The sequence below is a fragment of the Ruegeria sp. N4 genome, from assembly GCF_056531425.1.
Map to the genome: position 1 here is coordinate 69,244 of NZ_JBQFLT010000003.1, position 17,469 is coordinate 86,712.

The following is a 17,469-nucleotide window of genomic DNA, read 5'->3' on the forward strand; positions in this document are numbered from 1 at the left end:
GCGCCGTTGGAACTGGCTAGATAGCCCCCGAACCAGTCGGGAGGCGCGCGTGGCCAAAGCCAGAAACATCCTGTTCATCATGTTCGACCAGCTGCGCTGGGATTATCTGAGCTGTTACGGGCATCCGCATCTGCACACTCCGAACATTGACCGTTTGGCCGCCCGTGGTGTGCGGTTTGACCGGGCCTATATCCAGTCGCCGATCTGCGGCAGTTCCCGCATGTCCACCTATACCGGGCGCTACGTGCATTCCCACGGCGCGTCGTGGAACGGCATTCCGCTGAAAGTCGGCGAGATCACGATGGGCGATCACCTGCGCAAGGCCGGAATGGACTGTTACCTTGTCGGCAAGACCCATATGCGCGCCGATGCCGAAGGCATGGCCCGATTGGGGCTGGAACCGGACAGCCTGATCGGGGCCCGCGTGGCCGAATGCGGCTTTGATGTTTTCGAGCGAGACGACGGAATGCTGCCCGAGGGGCCGGATGGTTTCTACGACCCGGATGGCGCGAAGGAATACAACAAGTACCTGAAATCCAAAGGCTATGAGAGCGACAATCCATGGCACGACTTTGCCAATTCCGGGTTGGATGCCGAGGGCAACGTTTTGTCCGGCTGGTTCCTCAAGAACGCAACCGAACCCGCGAATATTGCCGAAGAGGATAGCGAAACGCCCTATCTGACCGGGCGCGGCATGGAGTTCATGGAAACCCATGACGGCCCGTGGTGTTGCCATCTGAGCTTTATCAAACCCCATTGGCCCTACATCGTGCCGGAACCCTATGCCTCGATCTACGGCCCCGAGCATGTACTGCCCGTGGTCCGATCCGAGGCAGAACGCCAGACCGCGCATCCGGTGCTCAAGGCATTCATGGACACCAAGATCGGTCAGACCTTTTCTCGTCAGGAGGTCCGCGAGGCCGTGATCCCCGCCTATATGGGCCTGATCAAGCAGGCCGACGACCAGATGGGCCGCCTGTTCGACTGGATGGAACAGACCGGGCGGATGGACGATACGATGATCGTTCTCACCTCGGATCACGGGGATTTTCTGGGCGATCACTGGATGGGTGAAAAGACGTTTTTCCACGATGCCTCGACCAAGATGCCCATGATCATCTATGACCCTTCGTCCGAGGCTGATGCGACCCGCGGCACCGTCTGTGATGCGCTGGTCGAGTCCATCGACCTAGCGCCTACGTTCGTCGATGTGGCCGGAGGGGAAGTGGCCAACCATATCCTCGAAGGTCATTCCCTGCTGCCGATCCTGCATGGGCAGGTGCAAGAGGTGCCACGGGACGTGGTGATCTGCGAATACGACTATTCCGCCTCACCCATTGCTGAGCGGCTGAATGCTTCGGTCCGGGATGCAGTGATGTTCATGGTCGCCAACAAACGCTGGAAACTGATCCATTGCGAGGGCGGGCACCGCCCCATCCTGTTCGATCTGCAAAACGACCCGCAGGAACTGATCGATCTGGGCGACAGCGCCGATCATGCCAAGGTGATCGCCGAGATGTACGACCACCTGTTCGCCTGGACCCGCCGCCCGTCGCAGCGCACCACCCGGTCGGAACAGCAATTGATCGAGATGCGGAGCAAAAGCCGGGGCAGGGGGATTGTCTTGGGGGTTTACGACGAAAACGAGATGCCTCTGGACCTGACGGTCAAGTACCGCAACCGCAAGGCAAAACCCTACAAAGATTACCTGAAAGACTAGCTGCGCCGCGCTTTCCATTGCACATAGCGCGCCATGCCGCGTTCCAGCAGGTTCGGCGCTTTACCATCGTCCAGATGCAACCCGCCGCCGCCCGCGCGATACATCTCGGCAAACACATCCAGCACTTTGGATTTGACCATCCCGCGCAGGGGGACGTGGGCCATCATGCCATAGGTCGCAGCACCTCCGGTCTTGGCAAGCTCGGGATTGGCGCGCACGGCGGCGACGGCCTGCGTCAGATCAGACAGGTATTCATCGGCCACATGCAGGTGTTTGGCGGTGACCATGCAGTGGATGCCATCGGGGTTCTGCACCCGGTTGATGTTCCAACCCGCCCGTTCCAACTGATCCGCCACGGCGTAGATGTTCAGCTTCGGGTCGCTTGAACCATAAGCCAGCAACGGCCCCTGCGGGTTGCCAAGAATGCGCAGCCCGTCGATTGCTGTGATGCCTGCTTTCAGCTTTTCGACCGCCTCGGTCGTGTCTTTGGCCAGCCGACAATAGCCCTCGATCCCCAGCTTCTGCATCACCGCCCATGCGGCAGCATAGGCTCCGCCCGGTCTTGTGCCCAGCAGGGCGGGTGAGGCGAAGACGCCTCCGGGCCAGTCCTGACAGATGAACATCTGGTGTTTCAGCAGGTCCAGATCGCGATATAGGATGGTCGAGGCCCCCTTGGCCGCATAGCCGTATTTGTGCAGATCGGCCGAGATCGAGGTGACGCCCGGAACCCGGAAATCCCAGTCGGGCAGGTCGACCCCGTTCCGCTCCATAAAGGGCAGGATCAGCCCGCCGACGCAGGCGTCGATATGCAAAGGGATGCCTTTGGACTGCGCAATCGCCCCCATTTCGGCAATCGGGTCGATGGTTCCATGTGGGTATTCCGGGGCCGAACCCAGTATCATGACCGTGCCCGCGTTGATCTTTCGCTTCAGCCGGGAAATGTCGGTCGCATAATCCGGTGTCATTGGCAGCAGGCGCGCCTTCACCCCGAAATATTCTGCCGCCTTGAACCATGCCACATGCGCCGTCTTGGGCAGGATCATATTGGGCCGCGTCACCTTGCGCCGTTTGCGCGCCATGTCGCGATAGGTTTTGACCGCCATCAGGCAGCTTTCCGTCCCACCCGCCGTCACAACGCCGCACGTGTCCGGCCCGCCATGCAGCAACCCGGCCATGGTCGAGATGATCTGGGTCTCCATCCGTTTCAGGCTTTGAAACGCGGCAGGGTTCAGGCCGTTGGCGGAAGAAAACGCGCTGTAGGCCTTGGCGGTGAAGGCGTCGTGGTCGTCATCCAGATGGTAAACGAGGCTCCAGGTCCGGCCATCGCGGTAATTCGGGTCATCCTTGGCAAAGGATTTGAGCTGGTCCAGTATCTCACCCTCGGGGCGGCCCGTTTCCGGTAGTTTCTGATGGTCCATATCCTATCCCCCTTGGGCCAGCAGCAGCGCCAGTGAAATGCCCAGATAGTTCCCGATGGCAAAACCCAGAATGCCTGTCGCCATGCCTGACATCAAGATCGCCGGGTTGCGCAGGCTGCGCGATATCATGGGCACGAAAGCAGGTGACATGACGGCGGCGACCGAGGTGATCAGAAACGTGTCCCGATCCACCCCCGCCAATCGCGCCAGCAGCGCATGCAGGGCAAAACTGCCAAAGGTTGCGATCAGGACAAACCCCAGAACGGCCAGATCCAAGTCGCGCAGCTTTGCCAGATCCATCGAGGCCGCAACGCTGAACGAAAATACATAAAGCAGATACATCCCCATATGCGGCGCGGCCCGGTTTTGGCGTAAGGACGGGGCCAGGGACCCCAGAATGCCCAGCGTCGTCAGCAGAACGACGATCATCACCTGCGGCGCCGCAAAGGTGATGAAAGGGGCCAAGGTCAATGCCGCACCGACACACATCGAGGCCCCAAGCAACGCAATCAAACCCTGGGCGATCCAGTTGGGCCGGGTGGCCTCGGCCGATTCCGGGGAATTGGTTTCAACGCCTCCGGCAAAAGGTTTCAGGAACCGCCCAAAGACCACAGGGGCCAGCGTCAGCACAAACAGCAGGTAGGCCGCGCCGACAACGGTATCGACGGTGGCGAACAGCAGATAGCGACCCTCGGGGATATCCAGCGCGAGCTTGATCGCGCCCATATTGGCCAGCCCGCCAGTATACATACCGACGGCCATGCCCGATAGTTGCTCGGCCTGTTCGGTGCCACCTGCGTTGAACACGTAAAACAAACCGGTAGCCACAAGACTTACCGACAACACGGCCAACGCCATGGACAAAAGGGCTGATCCGGCGATCCGACCCCAGGCGCGCAGATTGACGCCAAATAGCAGCAGCGGAAGGGCAAGCCCCAGGCTGGCCTCGATCACGCTGTTGCGGATGTGCTGGGCTGTCTCGGGTTGCAGGCCCGACAAACCCAGCGCCAGACCACCCATATAGCACAGCACAATCGGCCCCAGCCGCCCGGCCAGCGCCCAATGCCGCGCCAACAGCATCAGTGCGGCAGGCGCCAATACGTAGATCGGTGCAAACACCGCAATCTCTGGCTGCATGTCCGTCCTCTCCCCTGTGGTCGAGACTAGGCAACCCGACCTCTTTGGCGCAAGGTGGCGTGACGTAAGGTTCGCTGCGTGTTGGGGTATGGAAATCCGGGCCTCTGTGCCCGATGAGCGGTTGATTAAATCTGCGCCAATTGCCGCAAAGGCGGTTCACCCCCCGGCGGTCAACGGGTAGAAGGTTCGCCAAGAGCAGTTACCGGAGAGTAAAATGGCCACGCCCAAACCCGTAGTCTTGTGCATTCTCGATGGTTGGGGATTGTCCGAGGACACGCAGGCCAACGCGCCTTATCTGGCGAAAACGCCCACCTTCGATGCGATCATGCAGGGCCCTCATGCCACGCTGATCACCCACGGCCCGGATGTGGGCCTGCCCAGCGGGCAGATGGGCAATTCCGAGGTTGGCCATACCAATATCGGCGCGGGCCGGGTTGTGGCGATGGATCTTGGACAGATCGATCTTGCCATCGAGGATGGATCCTTCTTCGACAATGAGGCGTTGCAGGATTTTATCGCCAAGGTGAAGGCGGCGGGCGGTACGGCGCATCTGATGGGTCTGGCCTCGGACGGCGGCGTGCATGGCCATGTGAACCACATCGTCGCCGCGGCCAAGGCAATCACCGACGCAGGTGTGCCGGTAGCGTTGCATGCGGTGACGGATGGGCGCGACGTGGCCCCGAAATCGGCTTTTGGGTACATCGCCGAGCTTGAGGATCGCCTGCCCGAAGGCGCGCGCATCGTCACCGTCAGCGGGCGCTACTTTGCCATGGATCGCGACAACCGGTGGGAGCGCGTGTCAGAGGCGTATAACGCCATGATCAAAGGACAGGGACGCGCGGCCAGTTCCGCGCATGGGGCGGTCGATCACGCCTATAACCAATCCGAGACGGATGAATTCATCACCCCGACGGTGCTGGAGGGCTATAAGGGTGTCAAAGACGGCGACGGGTTCTTTTGTCTGAACTTCCGCGCCGACCGCGCACGGGAAATCCTGCGCGCCATTGGCGAGCCGGGCTTTGCCGACTTCGATACCGGCCCACGCCCGGCGCTGTCGGCCTTGCTGGGGATGGTCGAGTATTCCGACGGTCACAACGGTTACATGACAACGGTGTTCCCGAAACGCGCCATCGTGAACACGCTGGGCGAATGGGTGGCCAAACAGGGCCTGCGCCAGTTTCGGCTGGCGGAAACCGAGAAATATCCGCACGTGACCTTCTTCCTGAATGGCGGCAAAGAGGTGCCCGAGGCAGGCGAGGACCGCTTCATGCCCAAATCACCCAAAGTGGCGACCTATGATTTGCAGCCCGAGATGTCCTCGGCCGAGGTGACCGCCAAATTCGTCGAGGCGATAAAGGCGGGCTATGACCTGATCGTCACCAATTACGCCAACCCGGACATGGTTGGGCATACAGGCGATTTGCAGGCTGCGATCAAAGCGTGCGAGGCGGTGGATCAAGGTCTGGCACAGGTTGTCGAGGCGTTGAACACCGCCGGTGGCGCGATGATCGTCACCGCCGATCACGGCAATTGCGAAATGATGGTCGATCCGGAAACCGGCGGGCCGCACACGGCGCATACGTTGAATCCGGTGCCGGTTGCTCTGGTCGGCGGCCCCGCCGGTGCCGCGTTGCGAAGCGGGCGATTGTCGGACCTTGCGCCAACGCTTCTGGACCTGATGGACCTGCCCAAACCCCCTGAAATGACCGGGGAAAGCCTGCTGTCATGAGAGGTCTGGCCGTCGCAGTCGCGCTGTGTCTCGCCGGTTCGGCGACGGCCCAAAGCAATCCGTCTGAGGCGGCGCTGGCGGCGGCCGAGATGCTGGAACAGGCCTCGGTTTCACTGACCGAAGCCGACAGCGCGCGGGATCGCGTGCGGGCCCTGACCCAGACGATCCAGGCCTATGAGGCCGGACTGTCCGCCATGCGCGACGGTTTGCGCATGGCCGCCACGCGTGAGGCGCAGCTGTCCGCCGAATTGCGCGCCCGCGAAAAGGATGTGGCGCAGCTGCTGGGTGTGTTGCAGACGATCGAGACCACCGCACCGCCGGTTCTGATGCTGCATCCCTCCGGCCCTTTGGGCGCGGCACGCACCGGCATGATGCTTTCCGAGGTCACACCGGGCCTGAACGCCAAGGCCGAAGCTTTGGCGCGTGATCTGCAAGAGGTTCAGACCCTGCGCCTGTTGCAACAGGACGCCGCCGAAACCCTGACCGAAGGCCTGACCGGTGTGCAATCGGCCCGCACCCGTCTCAGCGAGGCGATTGCCGACCGGACCGACCTGCCGCAGCGCTTTGCCGAGGATCCGATCAAGACGGCGATCCTGATCTCGTCGACCGAAACGCTGGACGGGTTTGCCAGCGGATTGTCCGAAATCTCGGAAGGGGAGATTGCGGCCACCAATGCCAGCGTCTCGGGTCGCAAGGGCGAAGTGCTGCTGCCGGTTCAGGGCATTCTTCTGCACAGGGCAGGGGAAACAGACGCGGCGGGCGTGACGCGCCCCGGTCTGGTCCTGGGCACACGGCCCCGCGCGCTGGTGACTGCGCCCACTGCGGCAACCATCCGCTATCGCGGCCCGCTGCTGGACCTTGGAAACCTGATTATTCTGGAACCGCAACCGGGGCTTCTGTTTGTTTTTTCCGGCTTGCAAGAGGTCTATGGCGACATCGGACAAGTGATCCCCGAAGGCACACCGGTTGGGCTGATGCCCGGTGAAACCCCGGAAATCGGCGCTATTTTGTCAACAACTGGTGATGGCACTGGAACTGACCGGTCAGAAACGCTCTATATAGAGGTAAGAGAAGACAACAGCCCCGTGGACCCGGAATCGTGGTTTCGGACCAGCAAGGATGGATAAACGAGTATGAAGAAATTTGTGATGGCCGGACTGGCCGGAACCGTGGCAGGCATCATTGCAACCACTCAGATTGCAGGCCCGCTGCTGGCGCAAGAGGCCGAAAAGAAGGCCGATGTGTATCAGCAACTGGACCTGTTCGGTGACATCTTCGAACGCATCCGCGCGCAATATGTCGAGGAAGTCGAACCCGAGGAACTGATCGAAGCGGCAATTGACGGCATGCTGACCTCGCTGGATCCGCATTCCAGCTACCTGTCCCCCGATGATGCCGAACAGATGCGCGTGCAGACACGGGGCGAATTCGGGGGCCTTGGCATCGAAGTCACGCAGGAAGAAGGCTTTGTCAAAGTTGTCTCACCCATCGATGACACGCCAGCGGATGAGGCCGGGATCGAAGCCGGGGATTTCATCACCCATGTGGATGGCGAAAGCATTCTGGGCCTGACATTGGACAAGGCCGTTGAGCTGATGCGCGGGCCGGTGGGCTCCGAGATCATCATCACCGTTGTCCGCGAAGGCGAGCCCGAACCCTTCGATGTCACCATCATCCGCGACACGATCAAACTGACCGCCGTGCGCGCCCGCACCGAGGGCACCAGCGTGGTGCTGCGTGTGACCACCTTTAACGATCAGACCTTCCCCAACCTGCAGGCCGGGCTAGAAGAACAGATCGCCGAAGCCGGTGGCATCGAAAAGGTCAATGGCGTGGTTCTGGATTTGCGCAACAACCCCGGAGGTTTGCTGACGCAAGCGATCCGGGTCTCGGACGCGTTCCTGAACGAAGGTGAGATCGTCTCGACTCGCGGCCGCAACCCGGAAGAGGGCGAGCGGTTCAACGCAACCCCCGGTGATCTGGCCGAAGGCAAGCCGATCGTTGTTCTGATCAACGGCGGCTCGGCCTCGGCCTCGGAAATCGTGGCCGGTGCCCTGCAGGATCACCGCCGCGCCATCGTGGTCGGCACCAAGAGCTTTGGCAAAGGCTCGGTCCAGACGGTGATGCCGCTGCGGGGTGACGGGGCGATGCGCCTGACCACCTCGCGCTATTACACGCCGTCGGGACGCTCGATCCAGGCGCTTGGCGTCAGCCCCGACATCATCGTCGAACAACCGCGCCCGCAGCCCGAAACCGAGGAGGAAGAGGAAAACCGCTTCACCCGGTCCGAGGCCGAACTGCGCGGCAGTCTGGACAATGACAGCCTGAGCGAGGACGAAATCCGCCAGATCGAAGAAGACCGCGCCAAGGCCGAAGCCACCGCTGAACTGCGGGAAGAGGATTACCAGCTGGCCTATGCCATCGACATCCTCAAGGGTCTGTCGGCCTTCAATCCGAACGGGCCTTCGCAGTAGGGCGCTTGGGCACTAGGGGCGCGGGGCGGCGTAGGGCCGAACCTTTGACCAAAAGTGTTGATCGTGTGCGATCGACTACGCTTGAATAGTGGCTGTGATCTCGAAGCGGCCATTGCTAAACCTCAGGCCGACTTTCGCTTGTCAGCAAGGAGGCAGAGACCATTGTATGACCTCTGCCTCATCACTTCACCTTTTGAAGAACTCAGCAACAGCGTCCGTCGATGCCTTTACCGCTTCGGGCTTATAGTAGAAGTCCACATGAGAGAACTCATCAAACGCCAGTTCCTCGTGTTCATTCGTTAGCTTTTCGACAAATTGGGTTGAGCAGGGCGCTGTGAATGCATTTGTGCCATAGATGGTCAGTGAGGGCTGCGCGATCTTGTCCGCATAGGCTTCACCGATGGAAATCAGCGACTGCATGGGCTGATCGCCGATGTGCATGTTCGTGAAAGTCGCAACCGCCACTGGACCTTTCGCACCATCGCGGCCGTAGTAATCATAGGTCTCGCCAGCCATGGCAGGGTAGGCGGCCGCGTCAACGAACTCCTCGCGGGACATTTCGTCGGTCAATCCGAACGGCGCAACGTAATCAGGCTCGCCGGTTTCATACATCTTTTGCGTTGACGCATTCGCGGAAGCGATCAACTGGTTCGCGGCGTCACGGTCGGTCCACTGGAACGCGTCCGCGGCCATCATGCCTGACACCATGGCGATTTTCTTGATCCGGTGATCGGTCACAGCAGCCGATGCAATGATCGAGCCGCCCTGGCAAACACCCAGCCCGTAAATCTCGTCAACGAAGGGCAGAGTGCCAAGGTAAGATACGGCGTCCCAGGTGTTTTCGATCAGACGGAACATGTAGCGCGACTGCTTGTGCTCTCCGGGCAGCGCAGGGGATGAGCCCATGCCGAGGTAGTCGAAACCAAGGTAGATGAAGCCCCGTGCGGCCATTTCCGGGCCGTAAGTGGCTGGAATCTGATCTTTGACCTGCGGGAAGGGGCTCGCCCCGACGATGGCCTTATAGGTCTTGGCTTCATCAAAGCCTTCGGGCAGGTAAAGATCGCCGGCCAAATCCACGCCAAAGGATTTGAAGGTAACTTCGTTCTTACCCGCTGTGAGATTTTGGGTTGTCATAATCTTGATCCTTTCGGGGTCAGGCAGCTTTGCGCCTTGCTAAAGTAAAGTGTTGTGTTTACTTATGGTGAGGAGGTGGCGTTTGTAAACACATCTTTTTACTTTTTGAGGAAAAAATCGTGAAGCGCACTGAAAAGAAAAGAAAAGATATCATCGATGCAGCCATCGACGAGTTCAAAGAGCAGGGGTTTCTGGGGGCAAAGACCACTTCAATCGCCAAAAAAGCGAACGTATCGAGTCGCACGCTCTACAATCATTTCGAGAGCAAGGAGGCCCTTTTCGAGGCGATCTCACAGATCATGCTGGAGCAGAACCGGAGCATGGAGCCAGTGCCCTATGATCCGGATCGCGACTTCGTTGAGCAATTGAAGGAAGCATTGTGGCGGTACATTGGAGTAATCACTGATGAGACAGCTATCGGATTGAACCGAATGGTGATCTCAGAATTGATCCGTGACCTTGACCGATCCCGGCAATTCTTCAGTGAAACCGCAACACATGACTACCCGATAACGAGGCTGATCAGCGAAGCCATGGACGCAGGTGTGATCCGAACGGCTGATCCGGGTTTTGCGACCAACCAACTTCTGGCGCTTGTGAAAAACTTCTTCTTCTGGCCAGAGTTCTTCCTCGGCGAGAACCCAACGCCGAAGAACGTTTTGGACGATTGCGTCGCGATGTTTCTCGCGCACTACAAGAAAGACGTTTGATCTGTTATCGCGAACGCTGGCTTTGTCCCGTACCGTCGCCATACCGATTACTGCACTCTCGGGTCAATCTGTAAGAGCGAAATTTCCGGTAGCCAGTTGCACTGTACTTCGCGTTTGGCCCGGCGACCTTTCCGGTAACACAAATGGCCCAGAACGCGGCCCATTGTTATTCCTCGATCTTGTGCAGTTTGCTTTCGTCCAGCCTCAGCGCCAGAAGAATACCGACCGAGACCGAGATGGTGGAAAAGACAAAGGCCATGCTCATGCCGCTGTTGAAGGCCGATGAAAGGGCGGATTTGACCGCTTCGACCTGATCCGCATCGAGCTTGGCTAAAACCGCGCGGGCCGAATTGGTATCGAGTGTGCCGCCGTTGATGGCGCGCAGATCGGTATCGGACAGGGTGATCTTGGCGGCGGCCAGTTTGTCGCGCAGGCTGGACAGGGACACCACATACATGATCGCGGTGGCGCAGGCGACCGAGATCGCTCCGTAGACAAGGTGGGTCATGAAACTCAGCCCGCCGACCAGACCGGCGCGTTCGGGCTTGACCGCACAGACTGCCGCGGTGCCCGACGGGCCAACCGTCAGCGTTGCCCCCAGCCCGATCATCGCCATGCCGGGCAGGATCTGGAAATACCCCAACCCGCCGGGCAGAAGGACAATGCTGGCCGAGCCGATGGTGGCCAGCATATACCCCCAGAACAACAGCCGCTTGGGCCCGAAATCATTGTAAAGCGTCCCCGACACGATCGAGCCGACCGCCAGCAGAACGGTCAGCGGCGCCAGCCCCAAAGCCGAGGCAAAGGTCGACCAGCCCAGCACCTTTTGCATGTATTGCGGGAAATACAGCAGCGCGACAAAGGCGGCGGAGACGTTGAACATATTTAGCCCCAGCGTGATCCGGAACTGTTTGTTCTGCATCATCTGCGGCAGCAGCAGCGGTTCCTTCACGCGTTTCTCGACCTTTGGGAACAGGAAAAACAGAACCGCGCTGACAAAGAACAAAAGCAGCAGCGGAACCGAAGTCCAGCCCCAGTCCGCGCCGACATCAAGCCCGTAAAGCAACAGCAGCACGGCCAGGGACAACAGGCCCATGCCTGCGAAATCGATATGCTCGCCCTGCTTGTGCTGAGTCTCGCGTTCCATCAGGATCAGCGCGGTGGCCATCGAGATGCAGGAAAAAATCACATTGGCCAGGAAGAAATAGCGCCACTCGCCCAGGTTTACGGCAAGCCCGCTGATCATCGGACCAAAGACATTGCCCGATGTGACGCCGGCCAGGATCAGGCCCATCACCAGCGCGCGGTGTTCCTGACGCGAGACTTTGGTGGCCCCGAAAGCCAGCGTGCAGGGCCAGACGCAGCCCGCGCCGATCCCTTGCAGCGCCCGCGCGCCGATCAGGAAATCGAGGCTGGGGGCCACAAAACACATAACCGACGAAAACAGAAAGATCGTCAGGCCGATGATCATGATCTTGCGGTGGCCATACATATCGCCAAGGCGGCCCCCGGCTACCATGGTCATGGCAAAGAACAGCGCATAGATATTCAGGACCCATTGGGTGCTGGTGATATCGGTGTCAAAGCTGTTCTCGATTGCCGGGACCAGCATCAGGGCGCCGGTAAAGTCGATCCCGATGCCGAAGGCGGTCACCATCAAAGCGATGACTTTTATGATGCTGCTCCGCTCCATATCCGCACCTTTTTCGATCCCGATGGGTCAATGATGCATGAAAAGGGCTGAAAAGATAGGGAAACCGGCCCGAGGCGGTCAGGCGTCGTCCCGGCAAATCCGGCGGAAGGCGCGTTTGAGCATCTCCAGTTCGGCACGCAGCAGCTCGACCTCGGCGCGCAGATCATCGGCAGCTGGCTCGCCCGCGATTATGGTGAAACCGCCCAGCTTCTGCGTGTTGGCCGTGTCGATGATGACAAAGCTATGAACGCCTTCGGACAGGGCGGCAACGGGAACAGGTACTGTGACGGTCCAACCGCCATCGGCGGGTGAGATCTCGACCCCAGACAGGGTTTCGCCCAGATAGCGGGCCTCGATCTGAGGCTGCGTGACTGCTTCAAGATGGCCTTGCCAGATGCCGTTTTCAAAGCTGGATGGGGTCAAGCTGGGCTGCGTCATGTCCTGTCGTCTCACAAATCGGCGCGGTGGCGGCGGCAGAAGGTCAGATCGCGCAGAACGATGCGGTTCATGCGCGGGTTTTCAAAGATCAGGTCCAGCCAGATCTTTTCGATCCGCCGCTCGTTCAGCGGCAGATGCGCCAGATCGAAATCCACCGCAACGGGGGATACGGATAAATCCATCTGCCGCAGCACCTGTTCGGTGTTTGGCCCGTGCTGGATGTTGAGGCGTGCAAAAACGCCCGAGTTCTGTTCGCTGTCAATCAACGTATCGACACGCATCAGATGTTGTTTGGTCAGATCCCGCGCAGCCTCGGGCGGCAGTTCGACGGACAGTGACAGGAATGAGCCCTCGAAGCTGAACGCCTCAACCGCCAGGCTAAACGGGGCCAGATCATCCTCGCCCCGGTTTCGGACTTGCCGAACCGCGATCTCGGATTGTGGACAGTCGTGGAACAGGGTGACCTGACCGTCAATCCCGGCCTTGCGCGGGGCCGAGGCCACACCCGGTCGGGTCAGAGGTCCGCGCCACAGGTCCGGCCGCCAGGACCAGTCGGTGCCGACGGGCTTAGGAAACTGAACCGAGCCAATCTGGGGACGGATAAGACGCCCATCGGCAATATGGATCAGCTTGTTCAGATGGGCCCGCAGCCCGCGGGCCTGATCGCGCTGAAGCCGCAGTTTGGACTGCGGCACATCCTGCGCCTGCTGCGCGGCGGTGCGCCAACGCTGCATGGCCCGTCGATGAATATAGCGATCCAGAATCCTGCCCATGGTCCCATCGTCCGAAGTTGTACCTCTTTAGTCAAAGACGCGGTGCGGGACAAACCCGGAATGGCACAGTAGGGGGCGAATATTCACCAATCCTGAAGACGCACCCCCGCAGGCCCCGATTTCGTGCCAAGAAACACCCCAAGCGTTCTTGTATTACGCGGGGCCAGTGCTTACCGTCTGCCACCTGACTTAAAGTGGGTCTTTCTTAGGAACCTCGGCGCAACAATTTCATTACAGACAAGGCCAGTGCATGGAACCCACTCTGTTTTCGTTTATTTGGAAATACTCGAAGAAACAGCAACTTGTGCTGCTGGTTCTGACCGTTTTGTCATTTCCGTTCCTGTATGCCTCGCTGGAATTGCCCAAGCAGATCATCAACGACGCCATTGGGGCGCCGGGGGATACGGTGACCCTGTTGGGGATCACCTTCACACAGGTCCATTACCTGCTGATCCTGTGTTGCGCCTTTCTGGCCACCGTGATCGCAAGCGGGTTGATGAAAATGCGCATCAACACGATGAAGGGCGTTCTGGCCGAGCGGATGCTGCGCCGGTTGCGGTTCACGCTGATCAACCGATCCATGCGTTTTCCAAAATCCTACTTTGCGACGACAAGCCAGGGCGAGCTGGTCTCGATGATCACCTCCGAGGCCGAGCCGATGGGCGGGTTGATGGGCGACGCCATTGCACAGCCGGTGTTCCAGTTCGGCCAGATGATGACCATCGTCACCTTCCTGTTCATGCAAAGCGTCTGGTTCGGGTTGGCCAGTATCGCCCTGATCCCTCTCCAGGCCTGGCTGATCCCCAAGCTGCAGCGCCAGATCAACCTGCTGAACAAGGACCGCATTCAGGAGGTCCGGCACCTGAGTTCCGAGATCGGCGAAAGCGCCGCCGGGATCAGCGATCTGCGCACCAATGGCGGCTGGCGCTATCGGCTGGCGCAGTTCAGCCACCGGCTGGGGAACCTGTTCGAGATCCGGTTCAAGATCTACAACAAAAAGTTCTTCATGAAGTTCCTCAACAATCTGATCACTCAGATGACGCCGTTTCTGTTCTATTCCGTCGGCGGCTATCTGGCGATCAAGGGCGAGATCACGGTAGGCGCTCTGGTCGCGGCCCTTGGGGCGTACAAGGATCTGAGTGGCCCGTGGAAGGATCTTCTGACCTATTACAATCAGGTGCAGGACATGTCGCTGCGCTGGGAAATCGTGACCGAGCGGTTTGCCCCGGACAACATGATCCCCGAGCATCTGTTTGACGGCGAACCCGAGACGATCCCGCATCTGAACGGCGATATCGAGTTGCGGAATGTAACGGTGCGGGATGGTGACGGCAAAACCATTCTAGAGGACCTTGATCTTGTCATCCCCAACGGCGCGCGCGTGGCAATCCAGTCCACCCACGCGTCCGAGCGCAGCGCCTTGGGTCAGCTGCTGACGCGCGAGATTCTGCCGGTTCAGGGTGACGTGATCATGGCCGGGCACGATTTGCGCGAATTGCATCAGTCGGTTATCGCGGCCCGCATCGGATATGCCTATTCGCGCCCATATCTGTTTGACGGAACGCTGGGCGACAACCTGATGATGCCCCTGCGAACGCATCCCCAGCCTCAAAGCGACGATAAGAAGGCCCCGACGCGGCGACAGATCGAATCCGCGCGCTCGGGCAACCCGACGGATTCGCTCAGCGATGAATGGATCGATCCGGGTCTCGCGGGGTTGGAGAATATCGACGATATCCGCAATTGGTGGTTCGAGCTGGTCGAGGCGATGGGCATTGACGAATTCATGTTCCGCCGGACGCTGGGGTCGCGCTTTGATCCCAAGCTGCATCCCGTTCTGGCGCAGGAAATCGTCAATTTGCGGGACACCATTGCCGAACGTCTGCGCGAAAAGGGGTTGGACAAATATGTCTATCGGTTCGATCCCAACCGCTTTAACCCGGCTGTCCCGCTGGGCGGCAACCTGCTGTATGCCGCCCCCACACGTCATATCTCGCCCGAAAGTCTGGCCAGTGACGGGCATTTCCTGTCCATGCTCAGGGCGCATGATCTGGCCGATGACGCGATGAGCATCTCGAAGGCGGTTCTGGATACGCTGAGCCGCACCTTTGGCCGGGACGGCACCGATCACCCGCTGTTTCTGCGACTTGGGATGAGTAAAGAGATGTACCACCGCTGGCTGGACATCGAAGATCGCCGCAAGGGCAAAGGCGACGGTGAGCTGAGCGATGAAGAAAGCGCATTGCTGCTGACCGTGCCCTTCCTTCTGACCGCAGAGCAGATCGGCGCGGATTTCCCCGATGAATACAAGGACAAGATCCTTGCGATCCGGCAGGGGCAGGGCGAACAATTGCGCAGTTCGATGAACGGTATGTTCCTGCCGCTGTCGCCGGATATCTATATCCCTATGCTGCCGGTTCTTGAAAACGCGCTCTACGGGCGGATCTCTCTGACCGCCGGCGTCCATGCGGGCGAGATCGAGGACGTTGTGGCCGAGGCTATGAACCAGGCCGGACTGCGGCGCCGCGCGGCGGCCATTATCTACGATCTGCCATCGGGTCTGGGCGGGAACAACCTGCCAACGGTGTTTCAGGAACGCGCCGCGTTTTCGCGCGCCGGTATCAAGCGGCCAGATGTTCTGATCCTCGACAAAGCGCTGGCCAGCCACGATTCGGAAAGCCGCCTGCGCACCCGCCTGAAACTGCGCGAGCTGCTGCCGGACTCGATCATGATCTTCATGGAGGATCACTTTGCCCATCCCGAAGCCTATGATCTGTTCATCGAGATCAAGGATGGCCGGATTGACGGCGTGTCCCGCACGCAGACCCTGCACGAAGAAAGCGTCTCGGCCGATCTGAGCCGTAAGCTTGAAATCATATCGTCGACCGAGCTGTTCTCGGGCATCGACGCGCGAAACCAGCGCCTGCTGGCATTTTCGGCGCAATGGTATGATGTCGCCGCTGGTCAGATGATCTTTTCGCGCGGGCAGGTTCCGGATGCGGCGTATCTGTGCATCAAAGGCAAGGCCAATCTGGATTGGTCCGACGAGGATGGAAACCGCCGCACGATCTCGATCATCGAACCTGGTCGTTTGATCGGTGACCTGTCGATCATCACCGGAGATCTACGGCAGCTTGATCTGACCGCCGCCGAGGATTGCACCTTCCTGCGCATCGGCGCGGAAGAATTGCGTGCCGTGATCGAAAGCGACGCCGGGGTTGCCGTGCAACTGTTGCAGACTGTGGCAGGTTATCTTTCCACGCTGTCCACGCGTATCAACAACGCCAAGGACCCATCGGAAATCTTCCCGGAAGTTGCGACGACGCTTCAGGATGAAAGTGCGGGCCCTGATGCCTGAGCCAACGGCCTATTCCGCGCATGAGCAACTGGTCAGCGATGCCCGTGCCCGGCCCGAGCTGTGGCGGCTGCTGGCCGGGCTGGTCATCGTCATGGCGCTGTATCTGGCACTGAACTCGGTGTTGTTTGCCTTGATCGGGGGCCTGATCCCACCGTCCGAGGTCGAGGGGTTCTTGTTGGGAACCTCGACATCCGGTGCGCTTCTTTTGCTGGCCAGCTTTGGCTTTCTGACCCTTGGCGTGGCCGTTGCAGCCCAGGTGATGCAGCACCGCCCGCTCAGCGCGATTCTGGGGCCGCGACGTTTGGCCGTTCATCAGTTCTTTCGCGTGTTTGTGGCCCTTGTGCTGCTTGGAATTGCGATGGCTGTTCTGCCGCCTTATGGCATGGGCGATCCGCTGACCCCGAATCTGCCGTTCTCTGTCTGGCTGATCGTGCTGCCTTTCGCCGCCTGCGCAGTGCTGATCCAGACCAGTGCCGAAGAGATCCTGTTTCGCGGCTACCTGCAACAGTCGCTGGCCGTGCGGTTCAGATCGCCACTGATCTGGATGGGGGTGCCATCGGCCCTGTTCGCCGCCGGTCACTACGCCCCGGGTCTTGCCGGTGACAACGCCCTGATCGTCGCGGTCTGGTCCTGTGTCTTCGGCTTGTTGGCCGCTGACCTGACGGCCCGGTCCGGCACCCTGGGCCCGGCTATCGCCTTGCACTTCTTCAACAATGCGGTTGCGCTGCTGTTTATCTCGCTACCCGACACGCTAAGCGGGCTGGCCCTGTACCTGCTGCCCTATGACATGTCCGAAACTGGCGTGTTGCGCCAATGGCTGCTGGTGGATTTCGTCGCAATGTTTGTCGGTTGGCTTACAGCACGGCTTGCCATCAGGCGCTGATT

13 protein-coding genes are annotated in these 17,469 nt (G+C 59.8%); 7 read left to right on the forward strand and 6 right to left on the reverse strand.

Annotated elements, in window-relative coordinates:
• Nucleotides 1-49 precede the first annotated feature (49 nt).
• Nucleotides 50-1,720: a sulfatase-like hydrolase/transferase gene (locus ACR0LW_RS06855; RefSeq protein WP_480882018.1), complete on the forward strand. Its 1,671-nt coding sequence runs from the start codon at nt 50-52 to the stop codon at nt 1,718-1,720.
• Here the strand turns inward: ACR0LW_RS06855 and ACR0LW_RS06860 are convergent.
• Together ACR0LW_RS06860 and ACR0LW_RS06865 are read right to left on the reverse strand one after the other, a co-directional pair.
• Entirely contained in the window at nt 1,717-3,138 is a 1,422-nt protein-coding gene (locus ACR0LW_RS06860; protein ID WP_480882019.1) for a pyridoxal phosphate-dependent decarboxylase family protein, read from the reverse strand. The genes ACR0LW_RS06855 and ACR0LW_RS06860 overlap by 4 nt on opposite strands.
• A gap of 3 nt (nt 3,139-3,141) precedes the next feature.
• On the reverse strand, nt 3,142-4,275 hold the full coding sequence (locus ACR0LW_RS06865) for a DUF819 family protein (protein WP_480882020.1): 1,134 nt from the start codon (nt 4,273-4,275) through the stop codon (nt 3,142-3,144).
• 214 nt (nt 4,276-4,489) lie between these two features.
• Between ACR0LW_RS06865 and gpmI the strand changes: the two genes are divergently transcribed.
• The 3 genes from gpmI to ACR0LW_RS06880 are packed head-to-tail and all read left to right on the forward strand — an operon-like array spanning nt 4,490 to nt 8,478.
• Nucleotides 4,490-6,004, forward strand: coding sequence for a 2,3-bisphosphoglycerate-independent phosphoglycerate mutase (gene gpmI, locus ACR0LW_RS06870; protein ID WP_480882021.1), 1,515 nt, complete (start codon nt 4,490-4,492; stop codon nt 6,002-6,004).
• Nucleotides 6,001-7,131 carry a murein hydrolase activator EnvC family protein gene (locus ACR0LW_RS06875; protein ID WP_480882022.1) on the forward strand — a complete coding sequence of 377 codons (1,131 nt, stop codon included), beginning with the start codon at nt 6,001-6,003 and terminating at the stop codon, nt 7,129-7,131. Before gpmI ends, ACR0LW_RS06875 begins: the two co-directional genes overlap by 4 nt.
• A gap of 6 nt (nt 7,132-7,137) precedes the next feature.
• Entirely contained in the window at nt 7,138-8,478 is a 1,341-nt protein-coding gene (locus ACR0LW_RS06880) for a S41 family peptidase (protein ID WP_170522571.1), read from the forward strand.
• Nucleotides 8,479-8,664: 186 nt separating this feature from the next.
• Here the strand turns inward: ACR0LW_RS06880 and ACR0LW_RS06885 are convergent, their stop codons facing one another.
• A complete protein-coding gene (locus tag ACR0LW_RS06885; RefSeq protein WP_480882023.1) occupies nt 8,665-9,612 on the reverse strand; it encodes an alpha/beta hydrolase in 948 nt (315 codons plus the stop codon).
• Nucleotides 9,613-9,731: 119 nt separating this feature from the next.
• On the opposite strand from ACR0LW_RS06885, the gene ACR0LW_RS06890 reads away from it, so the two are divergent.
• Entirely contained in the window at nt 9,732-10,322 is a 591-nt protein-coding gene (locus ACR0LW_RS06890) for a TetR/AcrR family transcriptional regulator (protein WP_170522577.1), read from the forward strand.
• Nucleotides 10,323-10,488: 166 nt separating this feature from the next.
• Here ACR0LW_RS06890 and ACR0LW_RS06895 read toward each other — a convergent pair whose 3' ends face one another.
• From ACR0LW_RS06895 to ACR0LW_RS06905, 3 genes are all read right to left on the reverse strand, one after another.
• On the reverse strand, nt 10,489-12,015 hold the full coding sequence (locus tag ACR0LW_RS06895) for an MFS transporter (RefSeq protein ID WP_170735997.1): 1,527 nt from the start codon (nt 12,013-12,015) through the stop codon (nt 10,489-10,491).
• Nucleotides 12,016-12,093: 78 nt separating this feature from the next.
• Nucleotides 12,094-12,453, reverse strand: a complete 360-nt coding sequence (locus tag ACR0LW_RS06900) for a hypothetical protein (RefSeq protein ID WP_480882024.1) — start codon at nt 12,451-12,453, stop codon at nt 12,094-12,096.
• Nucleotides 12,454-12,464: 11 nt separating this feature from the next.
• Nucleotides 12,465-13,226, reverse strand: coding sequence for a DUF6478 family protein (locus tag ACR0LW_RS06905; RefSeq protein WP_480882025.1), 762 nt, complete (start codon nt 13,224-13,226; stop codon nt 12,465-12,467).
• Between the two features lie 250 nt (nt 13,227-13,476).
• On the opposite strand from ACR0LW_RS06905, the gene ACR0LW_RS06910 reads away from it, so the two are divergent.
• The gene (locus tag ACR0LW_RS06910) at nt 13,477-16,584 is read left to right on the forward strand and encodes an ABC transporter transmembrane domain-containing protein (RefSeq protein ID WP_480882026.1); all 3,108 of its coding nucleotides are present in this window, start codon (nt 13,477-13,479) and stop codon (nt 16,582-16,584) included.
• The gene (locus tag ACR0LW_RS06915) at nt 16,577-17,467 is read left to right on the forward strand and encodes a CPBP family intramembrane glutamic endopeptidase (protein ID WP_480882027.1); all 891 of its coding nucleotides are present in this window, start codon (nt 16,577-16,579) and stop codon (nt 17,465-17,467) included. The genes ACR0LW_RS06910 and ACR0LW_RS06915 overlap by 8 nt, the downstream gene beginning before the upstream one ends.
• The last annotated feature ends 2 nt before the right edge of the window (nt 17,468-17,469 follow it).

Bases quoted from the DNA above. Each gene is read 5' to 3' on its own strand.
- gpmI (WP_480882021.1), top strand. From the start codon at position 4,490: ATGGCCACGCCCAAACCCGTAGTCTTGTGCATTCTCGATGGTTGGGGA.
- ACR0LW_RS06880 (WP_170522571.1), top strand. From the start codon at position 7,138: ATGAAGAAATTTGTGATGGCCGGACTGGCCGGAACCGTGGCAGGCATC.
- ACR0LW_RS06915 (WP_480882027.1), top strand. From the start codon at position 16,577: ATGCCTGAGCCAACGGCCTATTCCGCGCATGAGCAACTGGTCAGCGAT.
- ACR0LW_RS06910 (WP_480882026.1), top strand. From the start codon at position 13,477: ATGGAACCCACTCTGTTTTCGTTTATTTGGAAATACTCGAAGAAACAG.
- ACR0LW_RS06905 (WP_480882025.1), bottom strand. From the start codon at position 13,226: ATGGGCAGGATTCTGGATCGCTATATTCATCGACGGGCCATGCAGCGT.
- ACR0LW_RS06860 (WP_480882019.1), bottom strand. From the start codon at position 3,138: ATGGACCATCAGAAACTACCGGAAACGGGCCGCCCCGAGGGTGAGATA.
- ACR0LW_RS06875 (WP_480882022.1), top strand. From the start codon at position 6,001: ATGAGAGGTCTGGCCGTCGCAGTCGCGCTGTGTCTCGCCGGTTCGGCG.
- ACR0LW_RS06865 (WP_480882020.1), bottom strand. From the start codon at position 4,275: ATGCAGCCAGAGATTGCGGTGTTTGCACCGATCTACGTATTGGCGCCT.
- ACR0LW_RS06885 (WP_480882023.1), bottom strand. From the start codon at position 9,612: ATGACAACCCAAAATCTCACAGCGGGTAAGAACGAAGTTACCTTCAAA.
- ACR0LW_RS06895 (WP_170735997.1), bottom strand. From the start codon at position 12,015: ATGGAGCGGAGCAGCATCATAAAAGTCATCGCTTTGATGGTGACCGCC.
- ACR0LW_RS06900 (WP_480882024.1), bottom strand. From the start codon at position 12,453: ATGACGCAGCCCAGCTTGACCCCATCCAGCTTTGAAAACGGCATCTGG.